Source organism: Novosphingobium sp. SG919, from assembly GCF_012932495.1.
Taxonomy (GTDB): domain Bacteria; phylum Pseudomonadota; class Alphaproteobacteria; order Sphingomonadales; family Sphingomonadaceae; genus Novosphingobium; species Novosphingobium rhizosphaerae.
In genome coordinates this window covers 2263353-2280226 of the sequence record NZ_JABCNG010000001.1, presented here as the reverse complement: position 1 = coordinate 2280226, position 16874 = coordinate 2263353, and the positions used below count along the sequence as shown (strand labels likewise).

The following is a 16874-nucleotide window of genomic DNA, read 5'->3' as shown; positions in this document are numbered from 1 at the left end:
ATGCCCCTTTGCGAAAAGCATTGGCTTAGTGACGGGCGCGCTGACCATCTGGTTCTGTCGTCGCGCAGCATTGCCTTCACGCACTCCGGTTCGGCAGTTTCCGGCGGCCTTAAACGAGGCAGCTATTATAACGATCCCAGACCCATTATTAGACGAAACGGTCAAGTCTATACAGAGTAGTCCAAGCTTATGCTGGGTAGCGATACCTTGCGCGAACGGCTGCGCATAAAAAGAAAATTGGAGAGGGGAAGGCCATGCACTTTCGCCGTTTTGCAATGAGAGTAACCCTCGGAACGCTAGCGGCATCCGCGAGTGGGACGGTACTTGCGCAGAGTAACCAGTCTATGGGGAAAGAGGAATCCGCTGAATCTGCGGTCAAAGATATCATCGTGACGGCGGAACGTCGCACCGTTGGTATTCAGCATGTCCCGGTGTCAGTCAGTGTTCGCTCGGGCGAGGATTTGCGTGGTCAAGGAAGAAGTACCTTGTCGCAGATGCTCGACAACGTCCCGGGTGTTTCGGGTACAGCGTCCACCGGAACCAGCGGAGGTGGTTCCGATTCTCCGGAAACTGGCATCGCCATTCGTGGCGTGCCGGCAAATGCCAGCGCGGCCGGATCGATTATTTCCAGTGTTCCAACCACTGCGGTGTATGTCGACGAAGTCTATGGCGGTATCGGCGGTAACTACGATATCGAACGGTTGGAGGTGCTGCGTGGCCCGCAGGGAACCTTGTACGGGCGCAGTGCCACAGCGGGTCTGGTGGCGATCCATTCGATCGACCCAAAGCTGAAAGAATTCAGCGGGTCAGGCTTGGCGGAAATCGGCAATTACGACCTGAGGCATTTCAGCGGAGCGCTCAATGTGCCGATCGGCGACGATGTTGCGATCCGCGCCTCGGGTAACCACTATCAACGCGACGGCTACGATGCTCCCGCTGGTGGCGCCCTGCGCACCAATGAAGGTCGATTGAAGTTGTTGCTCAAGCCGACGAGCAATCTTTCGGCGATGATCGCGGCCGCGTTTCAAGACAATGTAACCCATACTGGGGAGCAGGCTTTACAGCTCACGGCACCCGATACCTTCGTCAAGGTTCCAATTGGTACGGCCGAAGGGCGCAACCGGTTCCGGCAATTTTCTGCAGTGATCAATTATGATCTGGGTTTCGCGACATTGACTTATGTACCCGCCTATCGAACTTGGCATCAGGACGCCAACATCCTGGTGCTTGGTCCCGCGGGTCTAGTGTTGTCGCAAAAGCAATACGTGCCCAAGGACAATTTTCTCACCCAGGAATTTCGTATCGCATCACCGACGGGTTCCAAGCTTATCTGGCAGGCCGGAGTCTATTATTATGATAATGATCTGGAAAGCCGGAACTCTTCGGAGCTGAAGTCGAATGGCGCGCTCGCTTATTCGTCAATCACGCGCAAGACGACGCGCGACCTTGGTGTCTATGCCGAGGTAAGCTATCCGATCACCAATGGTCTTCGGGTAAGCGGTGGCTTGCGGTACGACAATACCTATGTTCGCAGCGATCAAGACTATACAGCCAATCTCAATTTTGGTGTCTCGGGCATTCCCGGAACACCGGACTTTTCCAAGCCCGAGATCCTGGTCACCAAGTCCGTGTCTGGCGAAGACGCAACCAGCCGGTTCAACAACGTAACCTACAAGGCACGGTTGGAATACGACCTGAGCCCCGAAAATCTTCTTTATGGTTCGATATCGACTGGTTTCTTGCCCGGAGACGTTCAAGTAGTGAGTGGCGCCAACAATCAGCCACTCGCGCTATCCTACAAGGAAGAAACGCTCACTTCATACGAGATCGGCACCAAGAACCGGTTTTTCAACAACCTGCTCCAGATGAACGGCGCGGTCTTCCATTACGTCTACGGTGGCTATCAGACAGCGGTCAACATCGGCAATGCGTTCGCTCCGTCGTTTGTCCAGGTCACCGCGCCCGCGCGCATGACTGGCTTTGAGATAGAGATTCTGGTCCGGCCGACTAGGCATGATCGCCTCGGGATAAACGCGGGCTATGTCGATGCGCGCTTCGTCAATCAGACGTCTGCGATCCGGGCGGTCTTGTCGAAGGACAAGATTCCCTACATTCCCTCAACTACCGCGAGTGCGTTTTGGGAACATGACATCGCGCTGCCCGGCGGCTCCTTTGTCACCGTACGCGGTGAAGGAGTCTATCGTTCTGCCTCCGACCTTTCACCGCTTTCCGCTGCGGATGCCGCGGCGGGCGGTGCAGCCTTGATCCGTGCCAAGGGACAATTGGTCGGCAACGCGAACATCAACTGGAACTTGCCCGGAAAGCGTTTTTCGATCGGCGGATTTGTCAGGAATGTCACCAATCAACGCACGGCGGCTACACTTTCAGTATTGTCGATCGCTCCGCTCGCCATCACCGGGACTCGCACGGACCCGCGGACGTTCGGCGTCATTCTTCAGACCCGCTTCTAATGACCAACCTGCCCGGGGCGTACGGTCACGTGTCTGCTCAATCGTTTGCCGTCAAGGACCGATAATCATGAAATTTCTCAGCAGTGTCCGAAGCAAAACCTTCGCATCGTGCCTCGCGTTGATCGTCGCCGCGTCGGCGCCGTTGCCGGCTGCGGCCGGAACGCCGCAGACGGACGCCAATATAAAATTCATCCAGACATTCCTGGAGAAGATCAGGACTGCAACGTTTCAGCACCATGACCCGAAGGAAATTCGGGAAATTGGCGAACGCTATTTGCGTCCCGACTATATTCAGCACAGCGAGGGCATCAAACCCGGCCGCGAAGGCTACATCGGCAGCATGGTCGGGTTGGCGCAGGGCGGAGGACCGCTAGTGGGCCCCATGCCAAGTCCCAAGGATCTGTACTGGGTGGCCGACGGCGACAAGGTGGTCTGGGTTTCATCAGTACAGTTGCCAGGTAAGGACAAGCCGGAATTCATGTTCAACATGATGCGCATCCAAGACGGCAAGATCGCAGAACATTGGGGAAAGTGATGTTTGAGACGGTGGCCTCGCGGGGCCGTAGCGTGAAACATGTTCTGGAAGGATAGGCGCACTTGAAGACATCAGTACATCTTCGCGCGGCCATGATTGCGCTTGGCGCCTTGATCGTCGCCGCGCCCGCTATGGCCTCTCCACAAACCGAAGGCATTTTGGGAGTCTGGCAGATCACGAAGCCGACAGTTCAACTGCGCCCTGTCGATGGGGTCGTGCCGTTCACCAAGAAAGGACGGGACGCGTTTAATGCCAATCTGCGCATGAGGAAGAAAGGTGACTTCGACGATTATGACGTCATGACCTCCCGCTGCGCCAATCCCGGGATGCCACGCATGATGTTGACGGCAAAACGGTTCAAGTTACGAGAGTTGTTCAACGTCCTGACGTTCACGTTCGAGTGGAACCGTCTCATCCGGCAGATCGATTTGCGGGGACTCCCGCTCGAAAAGCCGTTGGGAACGCGGTTCACCGGCGTTTCAAGAGGGCGGTGGGTCGGCGATACGCTTGTAGCGGAAACAACGGACGTCCCGCCCGAGGCTCTCATCGACGAATCTCTGCCGCATTCCTGGGACATGAAAGTGACAGAGCATTATCGCCTCGTTGATCCCGATACGCTGGAGGATCGGATCACGATCACCGATCCTGAATATTACAAGCGCCCATGGGACGCGGTGTTGATCTATAAGCGCCAGCCCTTCGCCGTCTTTGCCGAGGATGTGTGCCTTGATCGGCTGCCGCATAAGGGAGGCAAGTGATGTCCTACACCAGTGTGTCGCGTAAATCCGCCTACGGCATAGTGCGATCCCTTCGCCTGCTGAGCGCCGCCCTGCCGCTGGCGATGGCCCACGGAGCCGTTGCACAAAATCTGCCGTCGGGCGCCCCCACGCAGGGCGTGCCCCCTTCGGGCGCGATCCCTCAGGGGGCTCCCCCGCCGGGCGCGATGCCGCCGAGCGGGTTTCCACAGGGCGGGCCTCCACTCGGAGGATTTCCCCAGGGTGGCCCCCCGCTTCCGCCGGCGCGACCCCATGTCGATCCGGACACGATCCCGGAAAAGGCGGTCTATGCCGATGCGGCTGCGCTGGAACTGCGGTTGAGCGAAGATCCGCCGCTGACCGAAGCGCAAAAGGTTGCTGCCGCGCTGCCGGTCTCGCCGATGGCTGCGATGGCGGAACCACCTCCGCTGAGATCCGACGCTGCACGCTCTTCGCCCGATCCTCGGGACTTCAGCGGCGTCTGGTTTCACGATCTGAGCCTGCACGGCCGCATCCTGCGCGACATGCACGGCAAGCTCATCCCGTTCACCATGGAGGGCGCCCGCGTGCTGGAGCGCCGCTTCAAAGCCGACAAGGCTGGCCGGCCTTATCAGAACGGCGCTGCTCTCTGTCGACCGCCGGGCATCGTTTGGCAAGCTGACGTCCACATGCCCTTCATGGTTTTCCAGAGCAAGGGCGCCGTTGAGTTCGTTTTCCAGGACTATCGCGGGCGGCTCAATTTTGTCCTCGACGACAAACTGCAACCGTCGGGCAAGAGCTATATGGGCACTGCGCTGGCCCATTGGGACGGCGATACCCTGGTTGCGGAAACGAGCGGTTTCAAGCAGGGTCTATGGCTTGATATCGCCGGCACGCCCGTCTCCAAGGACGCGCGCCTCATCAACCGTGTTCGCAAGATCGACAACGGTGATCACAAGCCCTTGCTTGAAATAGAAACCACTATCGTCGATCCGAAATACTATACCGATCCGTGGACGCTTGTCCGCACGTTTCGCTGGCAGCCCAACATGCCTTTATTTGATGAATACAATTGCGAACTGCAACTTGGCGATCCGAATGTGAATAGCGACGCGGGATTGGTTCCCGAGCCGTCCGAAACTCCCTGACGCAATGGTACAGGCTCAAATATGAGGTTTGGAATGGCTGCCCGACGACATTTGTGCGGCTGGTCCCGACGGTTCGCATCCCGGTTCGGCCGCACAGGGCGCGGTGTGGCCAGAAATCATAAATGCTTATGCCTCAGAGTGTCGTCGCATTCCCTCCGTCGGGTTCCGGCGTGGCCGGTCGCAGCTTGGTCTAGTCCTCACGTGCGATCGGGCGTAAGAAAGTCCGGGGAAAAGGATGCAATCGCATGGCGCTGAACGAAACTCCGCGCGAGCCGCCACACATCGACCACGCTATGGTGGCCGGGCGCACAAATGAAAGCGTCAAGCTCGCGCAGCGCGCTGCGATGCTCATCCAGCAAGAGATCATCTTCGGTGGCCTCGAAAGTGGTCATTTGATGGGGACCGCCGCAGAAATTCGGTCGCGCTTCAATCTCGGGCGATGGGCTTTCCGGGAGGCGCTGGCGATTCTCGAACAGCGCGGCGTAGCTCGTCTTAGGCCCGGTCCTGGCGGGGGCGTGGTGGTGGCGGAGCCCGATTTCGGCAATATCGTCGAGCTTTCGCTACTGTATATCTACATTGCGCCGGACGGTATTCACGAGTTGATCGAGGCAGAAGCCGCCCTGCTCGCAGCTATGGTCGATAAGATCCTCGCCGACCCTTCGATACCGCCAAGGGCCAGGAAACTGAGCGAGCTCGAGAAGCAGGTTTCCGTTCCCAGAGCTTTGGCCTATCGTACAGGCAACCCTGCCTTCGAACTGATCGTTGAATATATTGAACTGGTTCGGGAGGCTTGCTCTTACCCTGAAGAGCGCCGTGAGGATCGCGGTCCAGACGCGGGTAGAGAGCTTTTGGTGGCGATAGATCGTCGGGATGTCGCGTCCGCGCATGCAGCGCTTTGCAGATTCTTGCTGCCGTGCAATCGGCCTTTGCTCAATCGCCCCGATGACGTTTCGGCTTTGTCGCCACGGCACTCGGGCGCCGGAAAGGTCGGCTATCGTCTTGCGTTGCAGATGCTGCGAACGATTGTCGAGAATCCCCAAGATTCCGAAGTTTCCCTCGGGTCAGAAGCAGAGATCGGGATGCGCTTCGACGCCAATGGCGAGATGGTCCGGCAAGCGGTGCGATTGCTTGAGGATCTGGAGGTGGTTGCTCCCCAGCGCGGACGAAGGGGCGGCATCTTGCTGCGAAAGCCTGATACCGTATCGATTTCCTCGCTGCTGCCACATGTTCTGGGAAGACATCATTTAACGGTATCGGATTGCTACGAAGTGGCCGGAATGCTGAGCGTTGAGATTGCGCGACTGGCAGCATCGAAAGCAAAGGTGCGATCTGAAGATAAAATTCAGAAGATTCCGCCTGAGGTCGACGATGCGTGGAAGATGATCCTAATTGATCGACGTATTCAAGGATACGCTCAAAATCCGCTCCTGGCAAGTCTTGAACGTGGTCTGCTGCTTTATTCTTGCGTCATATCCCCTCCATATTCCTCTGAACACGTCCCGCTTGAACAGATGTTCCAGCTCTCGCAGGATATACTTCGTGGCGTAGAATCTTCAAATCGCGTTGAAGCTGAAATGGCTGCGAAAAAACGTTACGCGTTGATGCTGCAAAGATTCTTTCCTCGATAGGGCGTATAATTTTCAGATACTGCCATTAGATCAATCTAGATTGGTATATTTTATTGCTGATCGCTCTTGGTCGAAGGCATTGAAATCAGCATAAATGTTGCAGCTAGTTCTCGCTCTCGACGCGCGGTAAAGCTCCTCGAGCAATGGCGCGTCAGCAAACGCTACGCGCTAATGGTCTTGTTGTTTTCGTACTGGGCCTGGTTACCGGTGTTTCGCAGGTTCGGAATGGAGAAGAATATGAAGTCGGTTAATCTGATAGCGGCAGTGGGACTGGCTGTGATCGCGGCACCCGCCTTGGCGCACCATTCTTTTGGTGCCTACAATATGAATGTAACCGAGTCTGCGTCGGGCACTTTGAAAGAATTTCGATGGGGTGCGCCGCATTCATCGCTTGTCATCGTATTAAAAGACAAAAAGGGTAATATTAGCGAGGTGGCAATAGTCTCGGGTAGCCCATTGATGTTCTCGAGGCAAGGATTTACGCCACGTGATTTTAAGCGTGGTGACAAGATTTCGGTGACTTTCCACCCCAATATCAACAATTCACCAGGTGGCGCGCTGGCAAGCCTGACGATCCCGGGCGGGCGTGTTTTCTCTGACAGCGAGGCTCAACGAGCTGCGCCTTCTCCGGGCAAGTGATGGACGATCGAGCCTGACAACCATCATGACATAGCGCCGTTCTCGGTCACCTGAAATTTGACTTGCCCAATATGATGCTGACCGCACGTACATGGGAGACGCCTCCAGCGCCTCACCATGTACTTTTGCGTTGCGTCAGCGATGTTCATGAGAATCGGTGTTTACATGGTTGCGGCAGAAGTTTGCCGTCAAAAGGCCCAGCGCATTCATTTCCGCGCTCATGTTGCGAGTGGTTTAATTTGGCAAGATATTTCGCTTGGCGGGAGAATTTCTCATGTCATTGCCGGATTCATTTTACCAAAATCAACTGATTTCCGCTGCAAATTATCGACGCGATATTGTAGTTAAAATGCGCGAAAGTGGCATAAGCTTTGGGGATATTGGTAAGAATTTGGGGATATCAACTTGCCGCGCATCTCAGATTTATCGAAGTGCCGAAAATATAGAGAAGCACTATAAATCAGCAAGCGTGGATAGTATTGGAATTAATTGTCCGATTTCGCAATTGCCTCTGAGGCGGCGTACGTGTCGAGCTTTGCAAGATGCCGGATTTAGTAATTTTTACGATCTTATTTTGTTATCCAGGGAAAACAATAAATCTATTGGAAAAATACCTGGTATAGGGAAATGCAGCTTAAAAGAAATCAGCAAAATCGTTCTCATGTTTCGGACCATTTACGCTGATAAGGCATAATTTTCACATAAGTTGAAAATTAATTTGTAGCCGGATGGCTTTGCGGAAACAAATAACCTGGCTCCTTTCGGATAAATGATAGGCGAGTGGTCCGGGTGGAGTGCGCATGCTGAAGTCGCTGGCACAATTTGATGTGCAAAATCTAAGGATCTTCACATGAGCAATCAAAATGGCGTTCCGTCTCTAGATTACATTGGTCCACAAGGCGGCATATCAAATGCGCGCTATTCGCGCGTCGCGATGATTTTGCACTGGTCCATCGCACTGTTCATCGTTTTCAACCTCTCCCTCGGATATTTCATGGAAGGGTTCGCGATGCCCTTCCGTTTGATCGTCGTAGGCCTCCACATCTCAGCGGGTTTGACGGTGCTTGCGCTGACCTTGGTTCGCGTTGTTTGGCGCCTGTCGCACGCACCGCCACCCTATCCGGATAGCATGACCTCTTGGGAGCGGCACGCCGCGCATTACGCCCATTTCATGCTGTACGCGGCGATGGTTTTGATGCCGCTCACCGGATGGGCGATCATTTCGTCGCATCCGCGCCCTGGATCGCCGGGTGCGATTGCCGAAGCAATGCGTCATCCCATGCCACCAATGGCGATGACAGCGTCCGCAAAAGGATCTCCGGGAGCAGGCGCACCGCCACGAAAGTTCGTGATGAAAATCTGGTACGTGCTGCCAGTTCCGGTGATCGCACCGATCGAAGCCATCGGCGAGCACCCCGGCGGACTCGCAGCACAGCAAGAATTGCACGAGAAATTTGTGCATTGGCATGGTACCGGCGGCTACATTCTCATTGGATTGCTAATCCTCCACATTTTGGGAGCGCTGAAGCATCAAGTGCTCGACAAGCAGCCTGAATTGGCACGCATGGGTATCGGTAAGCGTGTGCGATCTCCTCGAAAGGAGCGCGCAGCCGATCATCATGATAGGTAACCAGAAGCGCCGGTAGATGGCGAGGAGGAGCACCAGATCGGCAACAAGAGCGGTGCCGAACAGCTTGACGAGATCCGCGAAGGCGATCTGCCGTTGCTGGTAGGGGCCGCCAGTTCGTATCGAGTGCAGGTGGCGAGCACGCCGGGGCGAACGAGCGCTCTGGCCACACCACTGGCGGCAGCTCCGATCCCGCAAACCTGTATACGCCCGGTTACGGCGCCCACCGGCTCCAGGTTCTCCCGAGCGATCTGGAGCTGTCCGATCACCGCGTTCTTGGTTGTTGCGTGCGAGAGTGGAAAGACATGGCCGGGGGAGGCCCGGATCAGCAATTGCGCGAGCCCGGCCTGACTGATTGTCATCGCTTGCGGGAGCCGGACGGGCACTTCGATCACCTCGTCGGCACCGGCGAAGACGGCGGCGAGCGTGCCACTTTATCCCACGCACAGGAATTCCAGGTGACCGTAGGCCCAGGCTTGCTGCAAAGCAGCGGGCAACGGAAATGTAAGGCGAATTTCGATGCCCCGATAGGACGCCGGGAATGTCCGGAACCGAGGCAGTCCTAGATGACCAGGTCCGACGCATAGACCGACCTGATCCACCTTGGAAGATGAGGCAAAGCGAAGACCAGCCGCCCATCCGAGAAAGTGAGGCAGTGGGTGAGCGGCTGGTTGAGGGGGGAATTGTCGAAAACCATGCCGCGGTCAGCCTTGAGGATCGCTGCTCGAATGAGAGGCGCGCCGCGCGTGTAGCGGGCGCGGATCTTGTCTTCCGGTACAATATGCCCGCCTTCCTCCACGCGCGCGGCGACACGCGCTACGGACAGCTCGGGCGTATTGACGCCGACATGCATCACGATGACAGTGAAGCCGCTGGCGCGAGCCTCGTCTATGAGCGCGAGCTTGGATGGATGGGAGAAGACCGTCTCGGTTACGAAATCCCGACCCTGCGCGAGATATTCGGCTCGGCGCGCGGTGGCGATCTGTGCTGCCTCATAGGATGCCTGTGGTGAAGGATTACGGAGTTCCTCACGCTGGATGATGTCAGCGTTGATGAACGGGCCGGCGAAGCTGGGGGCAACACGAGCCTGATAGAGCGTGGACTTCCCGGAGCCATTCGGCCCGGCAAGTACGATCAGTGTCGGTTTCATTCCTCGCTTGCAGTCTTCCCGCGTACGAGATTGCCAGCGGCATCGAGGCCGACGCCGAAACCAAGCTGTCGCCGACCAGCGAAATAGGATTTTTCGTCAGGCCCGGGCTGTCCCATCTTTTCGACGAAGCTGTCGAGCCAGACGTCCTTTTCCTCACTGGTGAGTGCCGTGGTCTCGATTTGCCCTGCAAGGGCCGCGGTGATTCTGGCATGATCGAAATGACCGGACAGCTCGATCGCGCGACCAATGCGCACCCAATGCGTGACCTGGCCAGCGACCGACCGGCTTTGCAGTTCGGATTCCCGGCGTACGATCTTCATGATGTCATCGGCAAGTTTGATCGATTGGGCCATACCTCACCTCTGCACGTAGAGGTAGCATTTTGCCACCTCTCTTTCAAGGCTGATCACGCAGTTCGAAAGTGCATGCCCAAGAGTTCGGGAACTCGGCGATTGCGGCGCGCCTTCGGTTGGCAATGGGCAATCAGCGGGCGAGCTGATGCCAAATGATGCGCTGGATGTCTCCTTTCATCGGGCATCGTATGATGCGCGTGTGCGTCGTGGCAGCGCCTGAAGGAGCAGCATCAGCGAATGCATGTAGGCTATCGATCTATCTGGCGAAGCGCGATTGATCGAGCAGGGTCGGCTAAAGGCCGCAGATTGATAAACACCGACCCACAGCCGCATTGCGCCTCATTGGATCAAGGCCAGGAAGTTCTGGGCCAAGCTGTCGGCATAGCGTCATGCCCGCCTGGCAAAGCTTTCCGGGTCGGCCTGGCGCCACCATGCGGCAAGGCGGGGATCGCGCGCGCCGTCGAGCAATTCACCCGGAGCCACGAAGGGATAGAGCTCGTCGAACGAGCGCATCTCCGATGCATTGATCCTCTGGCGCAGGCTGTCGGGGGTAAATTCGTCCGGCGTGTTCAGACCGGCTGCAACCACGATGTCATGCAAGGCGTCGAGGGTTGCCTTCTGGAACCGGGCGACGCGTTCGGCCTTTTCCGGCACGACCAACCCGCGCTGGCGCGCCAGGGACTGGTTGGCGATGCCCGTCGGGCACGTATCGGTGTGGCACCGCAGCGATTGCACGCAACCGAGCGAGAACATGAACGGCCGGGCGGCGTTGCACCAGTCGGCGCCCAGCGCCGCGTTCATCGCGATCGCAGCGCCGGAATTGACCTTGCCCGATGCGGCCAGCTTGACCCGGCCCTTCAGGTTGGTGCCGACAAGTGCATTGCGGGCCAGCATCAGCCCTTCGCGCAGCGGCATGCCCACGCGGTCGGAAAGTTCGGTCGGGGCAGCGCCGGTGCCTCCTTCGGCCCCGTCGATGACGATGAAATCGAGCAGTATCCCCGTCTCGACCATGGCCTTGACGACCGCGAACAGTTCGTGCGGATAGCCGACGCAAAGCTTGATGCCGACCGGCTTGCCGCCCGACAGCTCCCGCATCCGGGCAGCGAATTCGAGCAGGCCCCGCGGGGTCGAAAAGGCGGTGTGATAGGCTGGCGAGAGACAATCCTCGCCTTGGGGAACATCACGGATTTTCGCGATTTCAGCAGTGACCTTGGCACCGGGCAGCAATCCGCCATGCCCGGGCTTGGCCCCCTGGCTGAGCTTGATCTCGGTCATCGCGACCGCATCGTGCCTCGCGCGTTCGCGAAAATGCTCGGGGTGGAAATGGCCCTTGGCGTCGCGGCAGCCGAAATAGCCCGAACCGATTTCCCATACGATGTCGCCGCCATGCTTGAGATGGTAGGGGGACAGGCCGCCTTCACCGGTGTCGTGATAGAAGCCGCCGATCTTTGCCCCCAGGTTGAGCGCTTCGATGGCATTGGCGCTGAGCGCGCCGAAACTCATCGCGGAAATGTTCAGCCGCGCTGCCCGGTATGGCTTGCTGCACTGATCGGTTCCGACAGTGACGCGGGTGTAGCGTTCGGCCTGGCGGGTCGGCGCCATCGAGTGGGGCAGCCACTCGTACTCCTCGGAATAGACGTCGAGTTCGGTGCCGAACGGATGGGTCGAGACGTCGCCTTTGGCTCTGGCATAGACCAGGGCGCGCTCGTCGTGGCTGAACGGCCGCCCATCGAGATCGCTTTCGACGATGTAGGAGCGCAGGAACGGGCGCAGCCATTCGAAGAACCAACGCAGGCGCGCGGAACCGGGATAGTTGCGGCGCAGCGAATGGTGGGTCTGCGCCAGGTCGATCACCGTGATCAGCAACAAGGGCACGAACAGCAACAGCAACCACCACGCGCGGGGATGGTCCAGGCCTGCCGCAATGGACCCGATGGTTCCGGCCAGCGCCACGAACAACAACACGTTGCGCGACAGCGCATGATCGCGCCACAGCGCTTGGGTGAGGGTAGGGCGCCCGCTCACGCGATCAGGTTCCGGATGATCCCGACCACATCGCGGCCACGTCCGCCCAGCACGGCCTTGGCGGAATAGAGCGCCATACCCGCGACTTGCCCGGGCTTGACCGCCGGTGGCATCACCAGTTCATAACGGTCGGTGACCACGTCGAGCAGCGCCGGACCCGGTTCCTGCAACCAGGCCTGTACAGCAGCGTCAAGGTCTTCGGCATGTTCCACGCGCCGCCCGCGAAAGCCGATCGCTTCGGCAACGCGCGCGAAGTCGGGATTGACCAGTTCCGTATAGGCGTCGAGCAAGCCTTCGACTTTCTGCTCGATTTCCACGAAATCGAGTGCGCCATTGTTGAAGACCACGACCTTGATCGGCAGCTTTTCCTGCACGGCGGTCAGCAGGTCTCCGAGCAACATGGCAAGGCCGCCATCGCCGGACAGGGCAATGACCTGCCGATCGGGAAAGGCCGCCTTGGCACCCAGCGCCTGCGGCATGGCATTGGCCATCGTGCCGTGGGTCAGGCTGACCACCGTGCGGTTCCGGCCGGTTGCGGCAATGTGGCGCAGCGACCAGACCATGGGTGAGCCGCCGTCGGCGGTGAACACCGCGTCGGGCGCGGCATGGCGCGAAATGGTCTCAGTCAGATATTGCGGGTGGATCGCGCCGCCCTTGCCGACCGTGGCGTGCTTCGCCTGTGCCGCCTGTGCCTTGCGGTGGTGTTCGAGGCATTCGTCGAGAAAGGCATTGTCGTCGCGTGGCGCGATCCGCAGCAGCAGGGCCTCGAGTGTCGGCGCGATGTCGCCGACAACGCCGATGTCGACCGGATGCCGTCGTCCGAGGTGCGTGCCATCCAGGTCGACCTGCAGGATCGTGGCTTTTTCGGGATAGAACTGCCGCCAGGCAAAGTCGCAGCCCAGGAGCAGCAGCACGTCGCAGGAGACCAGCGTGTGATAGCCGGACTCACTGCCGAAGATGCCGGTCATGCCGACATCGAAGGGATTGTCGTGCTCGAGAAAGTCCTTGGCGCGCGATGTCCGCACCACCGGCGCTCGCAGCCGGTCGGCCAGCGCCACGACGGCATCATGTGCCTGCTCGCACCCCGACCCGCCGTAGATCGCGATCCGCCGGCCGCTGTTGAGGGCCGCTGCAAGGCGATCCAGTTCCGCGTCCGCAGGGCGAACGACGGGAGTGGCGTGATGCACGGCAAAGTCCGGTTCGTCTGCGGCATTCGCGCTCGACACGTCGGCAGGCACGATCAGCACCGCCACACCGCGCTTGGCCAGTGCGGCTTGCGCTGCCATCGCGGTCATCCGCCGGGCCTGTCCTGGTGTGCGAATTTCCTCGCAGAACACACTGCAGGATGCATAGACCGCCTTGAAATCGACCTCCTGCGGAAAGTCGAAGCCCAGTTCGTCCCGCACGATCTGGCTGGCAATCAGCACGACCGGGGCGCGATTGCGGTGGGATTCGAACAGGCCATTGATAAAATGCAGGCTGCCCGGGCCGCACGATCCGGCGCAGGCGGCAAGCTTGCCGGTCAGCATCGCATCGGCCCCGGCGGCAAAGCCGCCGGCTTCCTCGTGTCGGACGTGGACCCAGCGGATTCCGCTCGTGCGGATGGCATCGGTGATGTGGTTGAGCGTGTCGCCCGGAATGCCGTAGCAGCGTTCGACGCCCGCCGCTTCGAGTGTTTTCACGATCACATCGGCGACGGTGGTCATAGGCTGTTCCTGCTGTTGGCTGCTGTCCTGTGCCCGAACGCGCAAGCCATGCTTTGGCTTCACGCGATGGTGCAAAAAATCCATCGGGCCACCGGCTGGAACCTGCTGTTCCTTCAGGGTTCCGTGGCCACTGGATCGAGTACGGTATTGAGATAGGCGGCAATGCGTACGCCCGCCTGCTTGAGACGGTTTTCGACATCGGCGCGGTGCTGGTAGGCGTAGCTCCACGACAGCGCCGGGTCCGTGGGGTAGATGGTCTTGCGCAGGGCCACGCTCTCGCGGATCCAGACGTGCGGATCGCGCTGGTTCCAGGCGACGATCTGGGCCGGGGTGATCGCGCGGGCGAGCCAGCCAGCATATTCGGAATAGGACAGGCCCTGCTGCTCGATCAATGCCGAGTCCCACACGCTGTGGAGGTTGGTCGGCTTGCCGAACCAGGTGACCTGGACGGTATTGCCGCCGCGGTCGGTACCGGCACCGGCGTGCAGTGGTTGATGCAGGTCGCCGATGATATGGACAATGAAGCGCAGGGCCAGTCGTCGCTGCTCAAGCGGCGCTTTCGGGTCGCGCAGCGTCGCGGTAAAGCGAGTGAGAGCGGTCATCGCATCGCCTTCGGGCGGGGCGTCGCTGGCGACATAGTCGTCCCCCTTGACCGTGACATAGTGCCACGGGCTGGCCTGCTTCTGCCAGAACGGATCGGGATCGGATTTCATCTCGTCGGGCCAGGTTGCCGCCTGGGCCAGGTCTTCCGAGCCGAGCAAGAGGTGGACTTGCGCGCGCGCCAGGCCGCTCAGGTTGGCATCGGCGATCGCGCCGGTGATGCGATGGCCTTCAGGCCCCCAGGCGTGGGCGGGTGACGCCAGTAACAGCGAGAGGACAACGATCAGGGATCGGCGCATGCGTCTGTTCTCCAAGGAGATTGCGATCGCGCGCCGATAGCCCGGCGCCGGGCTCGCGACAACAGCGCTGCGATAGCACGCAGCGCTGCGTGCTTGGTTGCTCGTCCATGGATTGCGATGAGGTCGCCGGCGCGGCTCCTGCCCTGTGGTTCCGCCTCGGCGTCACGGCGTGCGGCAGGGAAATGCGCAAAGTTGGCCGATTGCACGCCAGCCTGCGCCGAGATCAAGTAGTTATTGAGTTTGGCGGATTTGCGGTCTTGTTGAGAGGCCTTGCCGCGCCGGCATCCTGCTGCGCGGGTTGAGCAAGGCTCCTGATGTCCAGTCCATCGCTTCTGTCATGCGGCCTCTCTCCCGACCGTGCTTTGGGTGAAGCGCGCGGCGCGCGCATGCTGCGCACGGCGCTCGGTCCGTGCATCTGTGCCTGGCTCGACGATCCGGCCGTCATCGAAGTCATGCTCAATCCCGATGGCCGGCTGTGGCTCGATCGGCTTGGCGGGGGGCTCTGCGCGACCACCGACAGCCTGTCGGCCGCAGATGCCGAGCGTATTGTCCGGCTGGTCGCCCATCATGTCGGCGCCGAAGTCCATGGCCGGGCGCCGCGGGTTTCGGCGGAACTGCCCGATAGTGGCGCGCGCTTCGAAGGCCTGCTCCCGCCGGTGGTGACCGCGCCGAGCTTTGCCATCCGCAAACCGGCCAGCGCGGTCTATACGCTGGGCGATTATGTCGCTGCCGGCATCTGCCAGGCCGAACAGGCCGAGGCGCTGCGTGCTGCGGTTGCGTCGCGCGCCAATATTCTCGTTGCGGGTGGCACGTCCAGCGGCAAGACCACGCTGGTCAATGCCCTGCTCGCCGAAGTGGCGCGCCTGCCCGACCGCGTCGTGCTGATCGAGGACACCCGCGAACTGCAATGCGCCGCGCCCAATCTCGTTGCGCTGCGCACCGGCGATGGCATCGCCACGCTGTCCGATCTCGTCCGATCGGCCCTGCGCCTGCGGCCCGATCGCATCCCCATCGGCGAAGTGCGCGGCGGCGAAGCGCTTGATCTCGTCAAGGCCTGGGGCACGGGTCATCCTGGCGGCATCGGTACGATCCATGCAGGATCCGCGCTGGGGGCGCTGCGCCGCCTCGAGCAGCTCATCCAGGAACGCGTCGTGGCCGTGCCCCGCGCGCTGATTGCGCAAACCATCGATGTCATCGCGGTGCTGGTCCGCGACGGGCCGGCCCGTCGCCTGGCCGAACTGGTCGCGGTCAGCGGCCAGGCGGCAAACGGCGATTACGAGCTCACCCCGCTGGCTGCGACTGCGGCGCGTCCCGCTTCCATCCCGCCTGAAGGAACTTTGCCATGAATGTCCGTTGCCGCTTTTCTCCCCGGCGCTGCCTCGTGTCGCCGGCTTTCCCTGCCGCTCTGATGGTCTCGGCGGGCACGGCCCATGCCTCGGGTGCTTCGATGCCGTGGGAGGCGCCCCTGCAGTCGATCCTGGAATCGATCCAGGGGCCGGTCGCCAAGATCATCGCGGTGATTATCATCATTGCTGCCGGGCTGTCGCTGGCGTTCGGCGATACCTCGGGCGGCTTCCGGCGCCTGATCCAGATCGTCTTCGGCCTTTCGATCGCCTTTGCGGCTTCGTCCTTCTTCCTCTCGTTCTTTTCGTTCGGCGGCGGGGCCGTGCTGTGAGCGAGGACACTTCCGATCCGACGATCGTGCCAGGCTTTGCCGTGCCGGTGCATCGCGCCCTGGTGGAGCCGATCCTGCTGGCCGGCGCGCCGCGCGGCCTGGCAATCATCAACGCTACGCTGGCCGGCGCAGTGGGGCTGGGCTTGCGGCTGTGGCTGGTCGGCCTCGCCCTGCTCGGCGTGGGCCATGGACTTGGCGTCTGGGCCGGGCGCCGCGATCCCCAGTTCGTCGAAGTGGCGCGCCGGCATCTTCGCTTTCCAGCCTATTTTGCGGTGTGAGGCCGT

General features: G+C 60.0%; 15 protein-coding genes and 1 pseudogene. 11 read left to right on the top strand and 5 right to left on the bottom strand.

All coding sequences use genetic code 11. From position 1 onward, the window contains the following. The first annotated feature begins 344 nt into the window (after positions 1–344). The 8 genes from FHT19_RS10125 (at position 345) to FHT19_RS10090 (ending at position 8785) form a co-directional block, all read left to right on the top strand. Positions 345–2471 (top strand): TonB-dependent receptor, encoded by a 2127-nt coding sequence (locus FHT19_RS10125; RefSeq protein ID WP_248290368.1) that lies wholly within the window; start codon positions 345–347, stop codon positions 2469–2471. Between the two features lie 67 nt (positions 2472–2538). Next, entirely contained in the window at positions 2539–3006 is a 468-nt protein-coding gene (locus tag FHT19_RS10120; RefSeq protein WP_169474823.1) for a hypothetical protein, read from the top strand. A 62-nt stretch (positions 3007–3068) separates the two neighbouring features. Next, the gene (locus FHT19_RS10115; protein ID WP_248290367.1) at positions 3069–3764 is read left to right on the top strand and encodes a hypothetical protein; all 696 of its coding nucleotides are present in this window, start codon (positions 3069–3071) and stop codon (positions 3762–3764) included. After that, on the top strand, positions 3764–4888 hold the full coding sequence (locus tag FHT19_RS10110) for a hypothetical protein (protein WP_248290366.1): 1125 nt from the start codon (positions 3764–3766) through the stop codon (positions 4886–4888). The genes FHT19_RS10115 and FHT19_RS10110 overlap by 1 nt, the downstream gene beginning before the upstream one ends. Positions 4889–5133: 245 nt before the next feature. Continuing rightward, on the top strand, positions 5134–6516 hold the full coding sequence (locus FHT19_RS10105) for a GntR family transcriptional regulator (protein ID WP_169474822.1): 1383 nt from the start codon (positions 5134–5136) through the stop codon (positions 6514–6516). A gap of 66 nt (positions 6517–6582) precedes the next feature. After that, positions 6583–7155: a DUF6152 family protein gene (locus FHT19_RS10100; RefSeq protein WP_348981741.1), complete on the top strand. Its 573-nt coding sequence runs from the start codon at positions 6583–6585 to the stop codon at positions 7153–7155. 274 nt (positions 7156–7429) lie between these two features. Further along, positions 7430–7849: a hypothetical protein gene (locus FHT19_RS10095; protein WP_169474821.1), complete on the top strand. Its 420-nt coding sequence runs from the start codon at positions 7430–7432 to the stop codon at positions 7847–7849. 156 nt (positions 7850–8005) lie between these two features. After that, on the top strand, positions 8006–8785 hold the full coding sequence (locus tag FHT19_RS10090) for a cytochrome b/b6 domain-containing protein (RefSeq protein WP_169474820.1): 780 nt from the start codon (positions 8006–8008) through the stop codon (positions 8783–8785). A 559-nt stretch (positions 8786–9344) separates the two neighbouring features. Here FHT19_RS10090 and FHT19_RS10085 read toward each other — a convergent pair. The 5 genes from FHT19_RS10085 to FHT19_RS10065 all read right to left on the bottom strand — a co-directional run bounded on the left by FHT19_RS10085 (position 9345) and on the right by FHT19_RS10065 (position 14915). After that, positions 9345–9932, bottom strand: coding sequence for a zeta toxin family protein (locus tag FHT19_RS10085; protein WP_169474819.1), 588 nt, complete (start codon positions 9930–9932; stop codon positions 9345–9347). Then, on the bottom strand, positions 9929–10285 hold the full coding sequence (locus FHT19_RS10080) for a ParD-like family protein (protein ID WP_169474818.1): 357 nt from the start codon (positions 10283–10285) through the stop codon (positions 9929–9931). The genes FHT19_RS10085 and FHT19_RS10080 overlap by 4 nt, the downstream gene beginning before the upstream one ends. Positions 10286–10672: 387 nt before the next feature. Further along, a complete protein-coding gene (locus FHT19_RS10075; RefSeq protein WP_169474817.1) occupies positions 10673–12310 on the bottom strand; it encodes an FMN-binding glutamate synthase family protein in 1638 nt (545 codons plus the stop codon). After that, positions 12307–14016 carry a thiamine pyrophosphate-dependent enzyme gene (locus tag FHT19_RS10070; RefSeq protein WP_169474816.1) on the bottom strand — a complete coding sequence of 570 codons (1710 nt, stop codon included), beginning with the start codon at positions 14014–14016 and terminating at the stop codon, positions 12307–12309. The genes FHT19_RS10075 and FHT19_RS10070 overlap by 4 nt, the downstream gene beginning before the upstream one ends. Positions 14017–14129: 113 nt before the next feature. Continuing rightward, a complete protein-coding gene (locus FHT19_RS10065) occupies positions 14130–14915 on the bottom strand; it encodes a S1/P1 nuclease (protein ID WP_169474815.1) in 786 nt (261 codons plus the stop codon). Positions 14916–15229: 314 nt separating this feature from the next. Between FHT19_RS10065 and trbB the strand changes: the two genes are divergently transcribed. The 3 genes and pseudogenes from trbB to FHT19_RS10050 all read left to right on the top strand — a co-directional run bounded on the left by trbB (position 15230) and on the right by FHT19_RS10050 (position 16868). Next, positions 15230–16261, top strand: a complete 1032-nt coding sequence (gene trbB / locus FHT19_RS10060; RefSeq protein ID WP_169474814.1) for a P-type conjugative transfer ATPase TrbB — start codon at positions 15230–15232, stop codon at positions 16259–16261. Further along, positions 16258–16545, top strand: a pseudogene (locus FHT19_RS10055) (TrbC/VirB2 family protein); the annotation flags it as partial. The gene trbB and the pseudogene FHT19_RS10055, both read left to right, overlap by 4 nt. A 41-nt stretch (positions 16546–16586) precedes the next feature. Then, a complete protein-coding gene (locus FHT19_RS10050; protein ID WP_248290365.1) occupies positions 16587–16868 on the top strand; it encodes a VirB3 family type IV secretion system protein in 282 nt (93 codons plus the stop codon). The last annotated feature ends 6 nt before the right edge of the window (positions 16869–16874 follow it).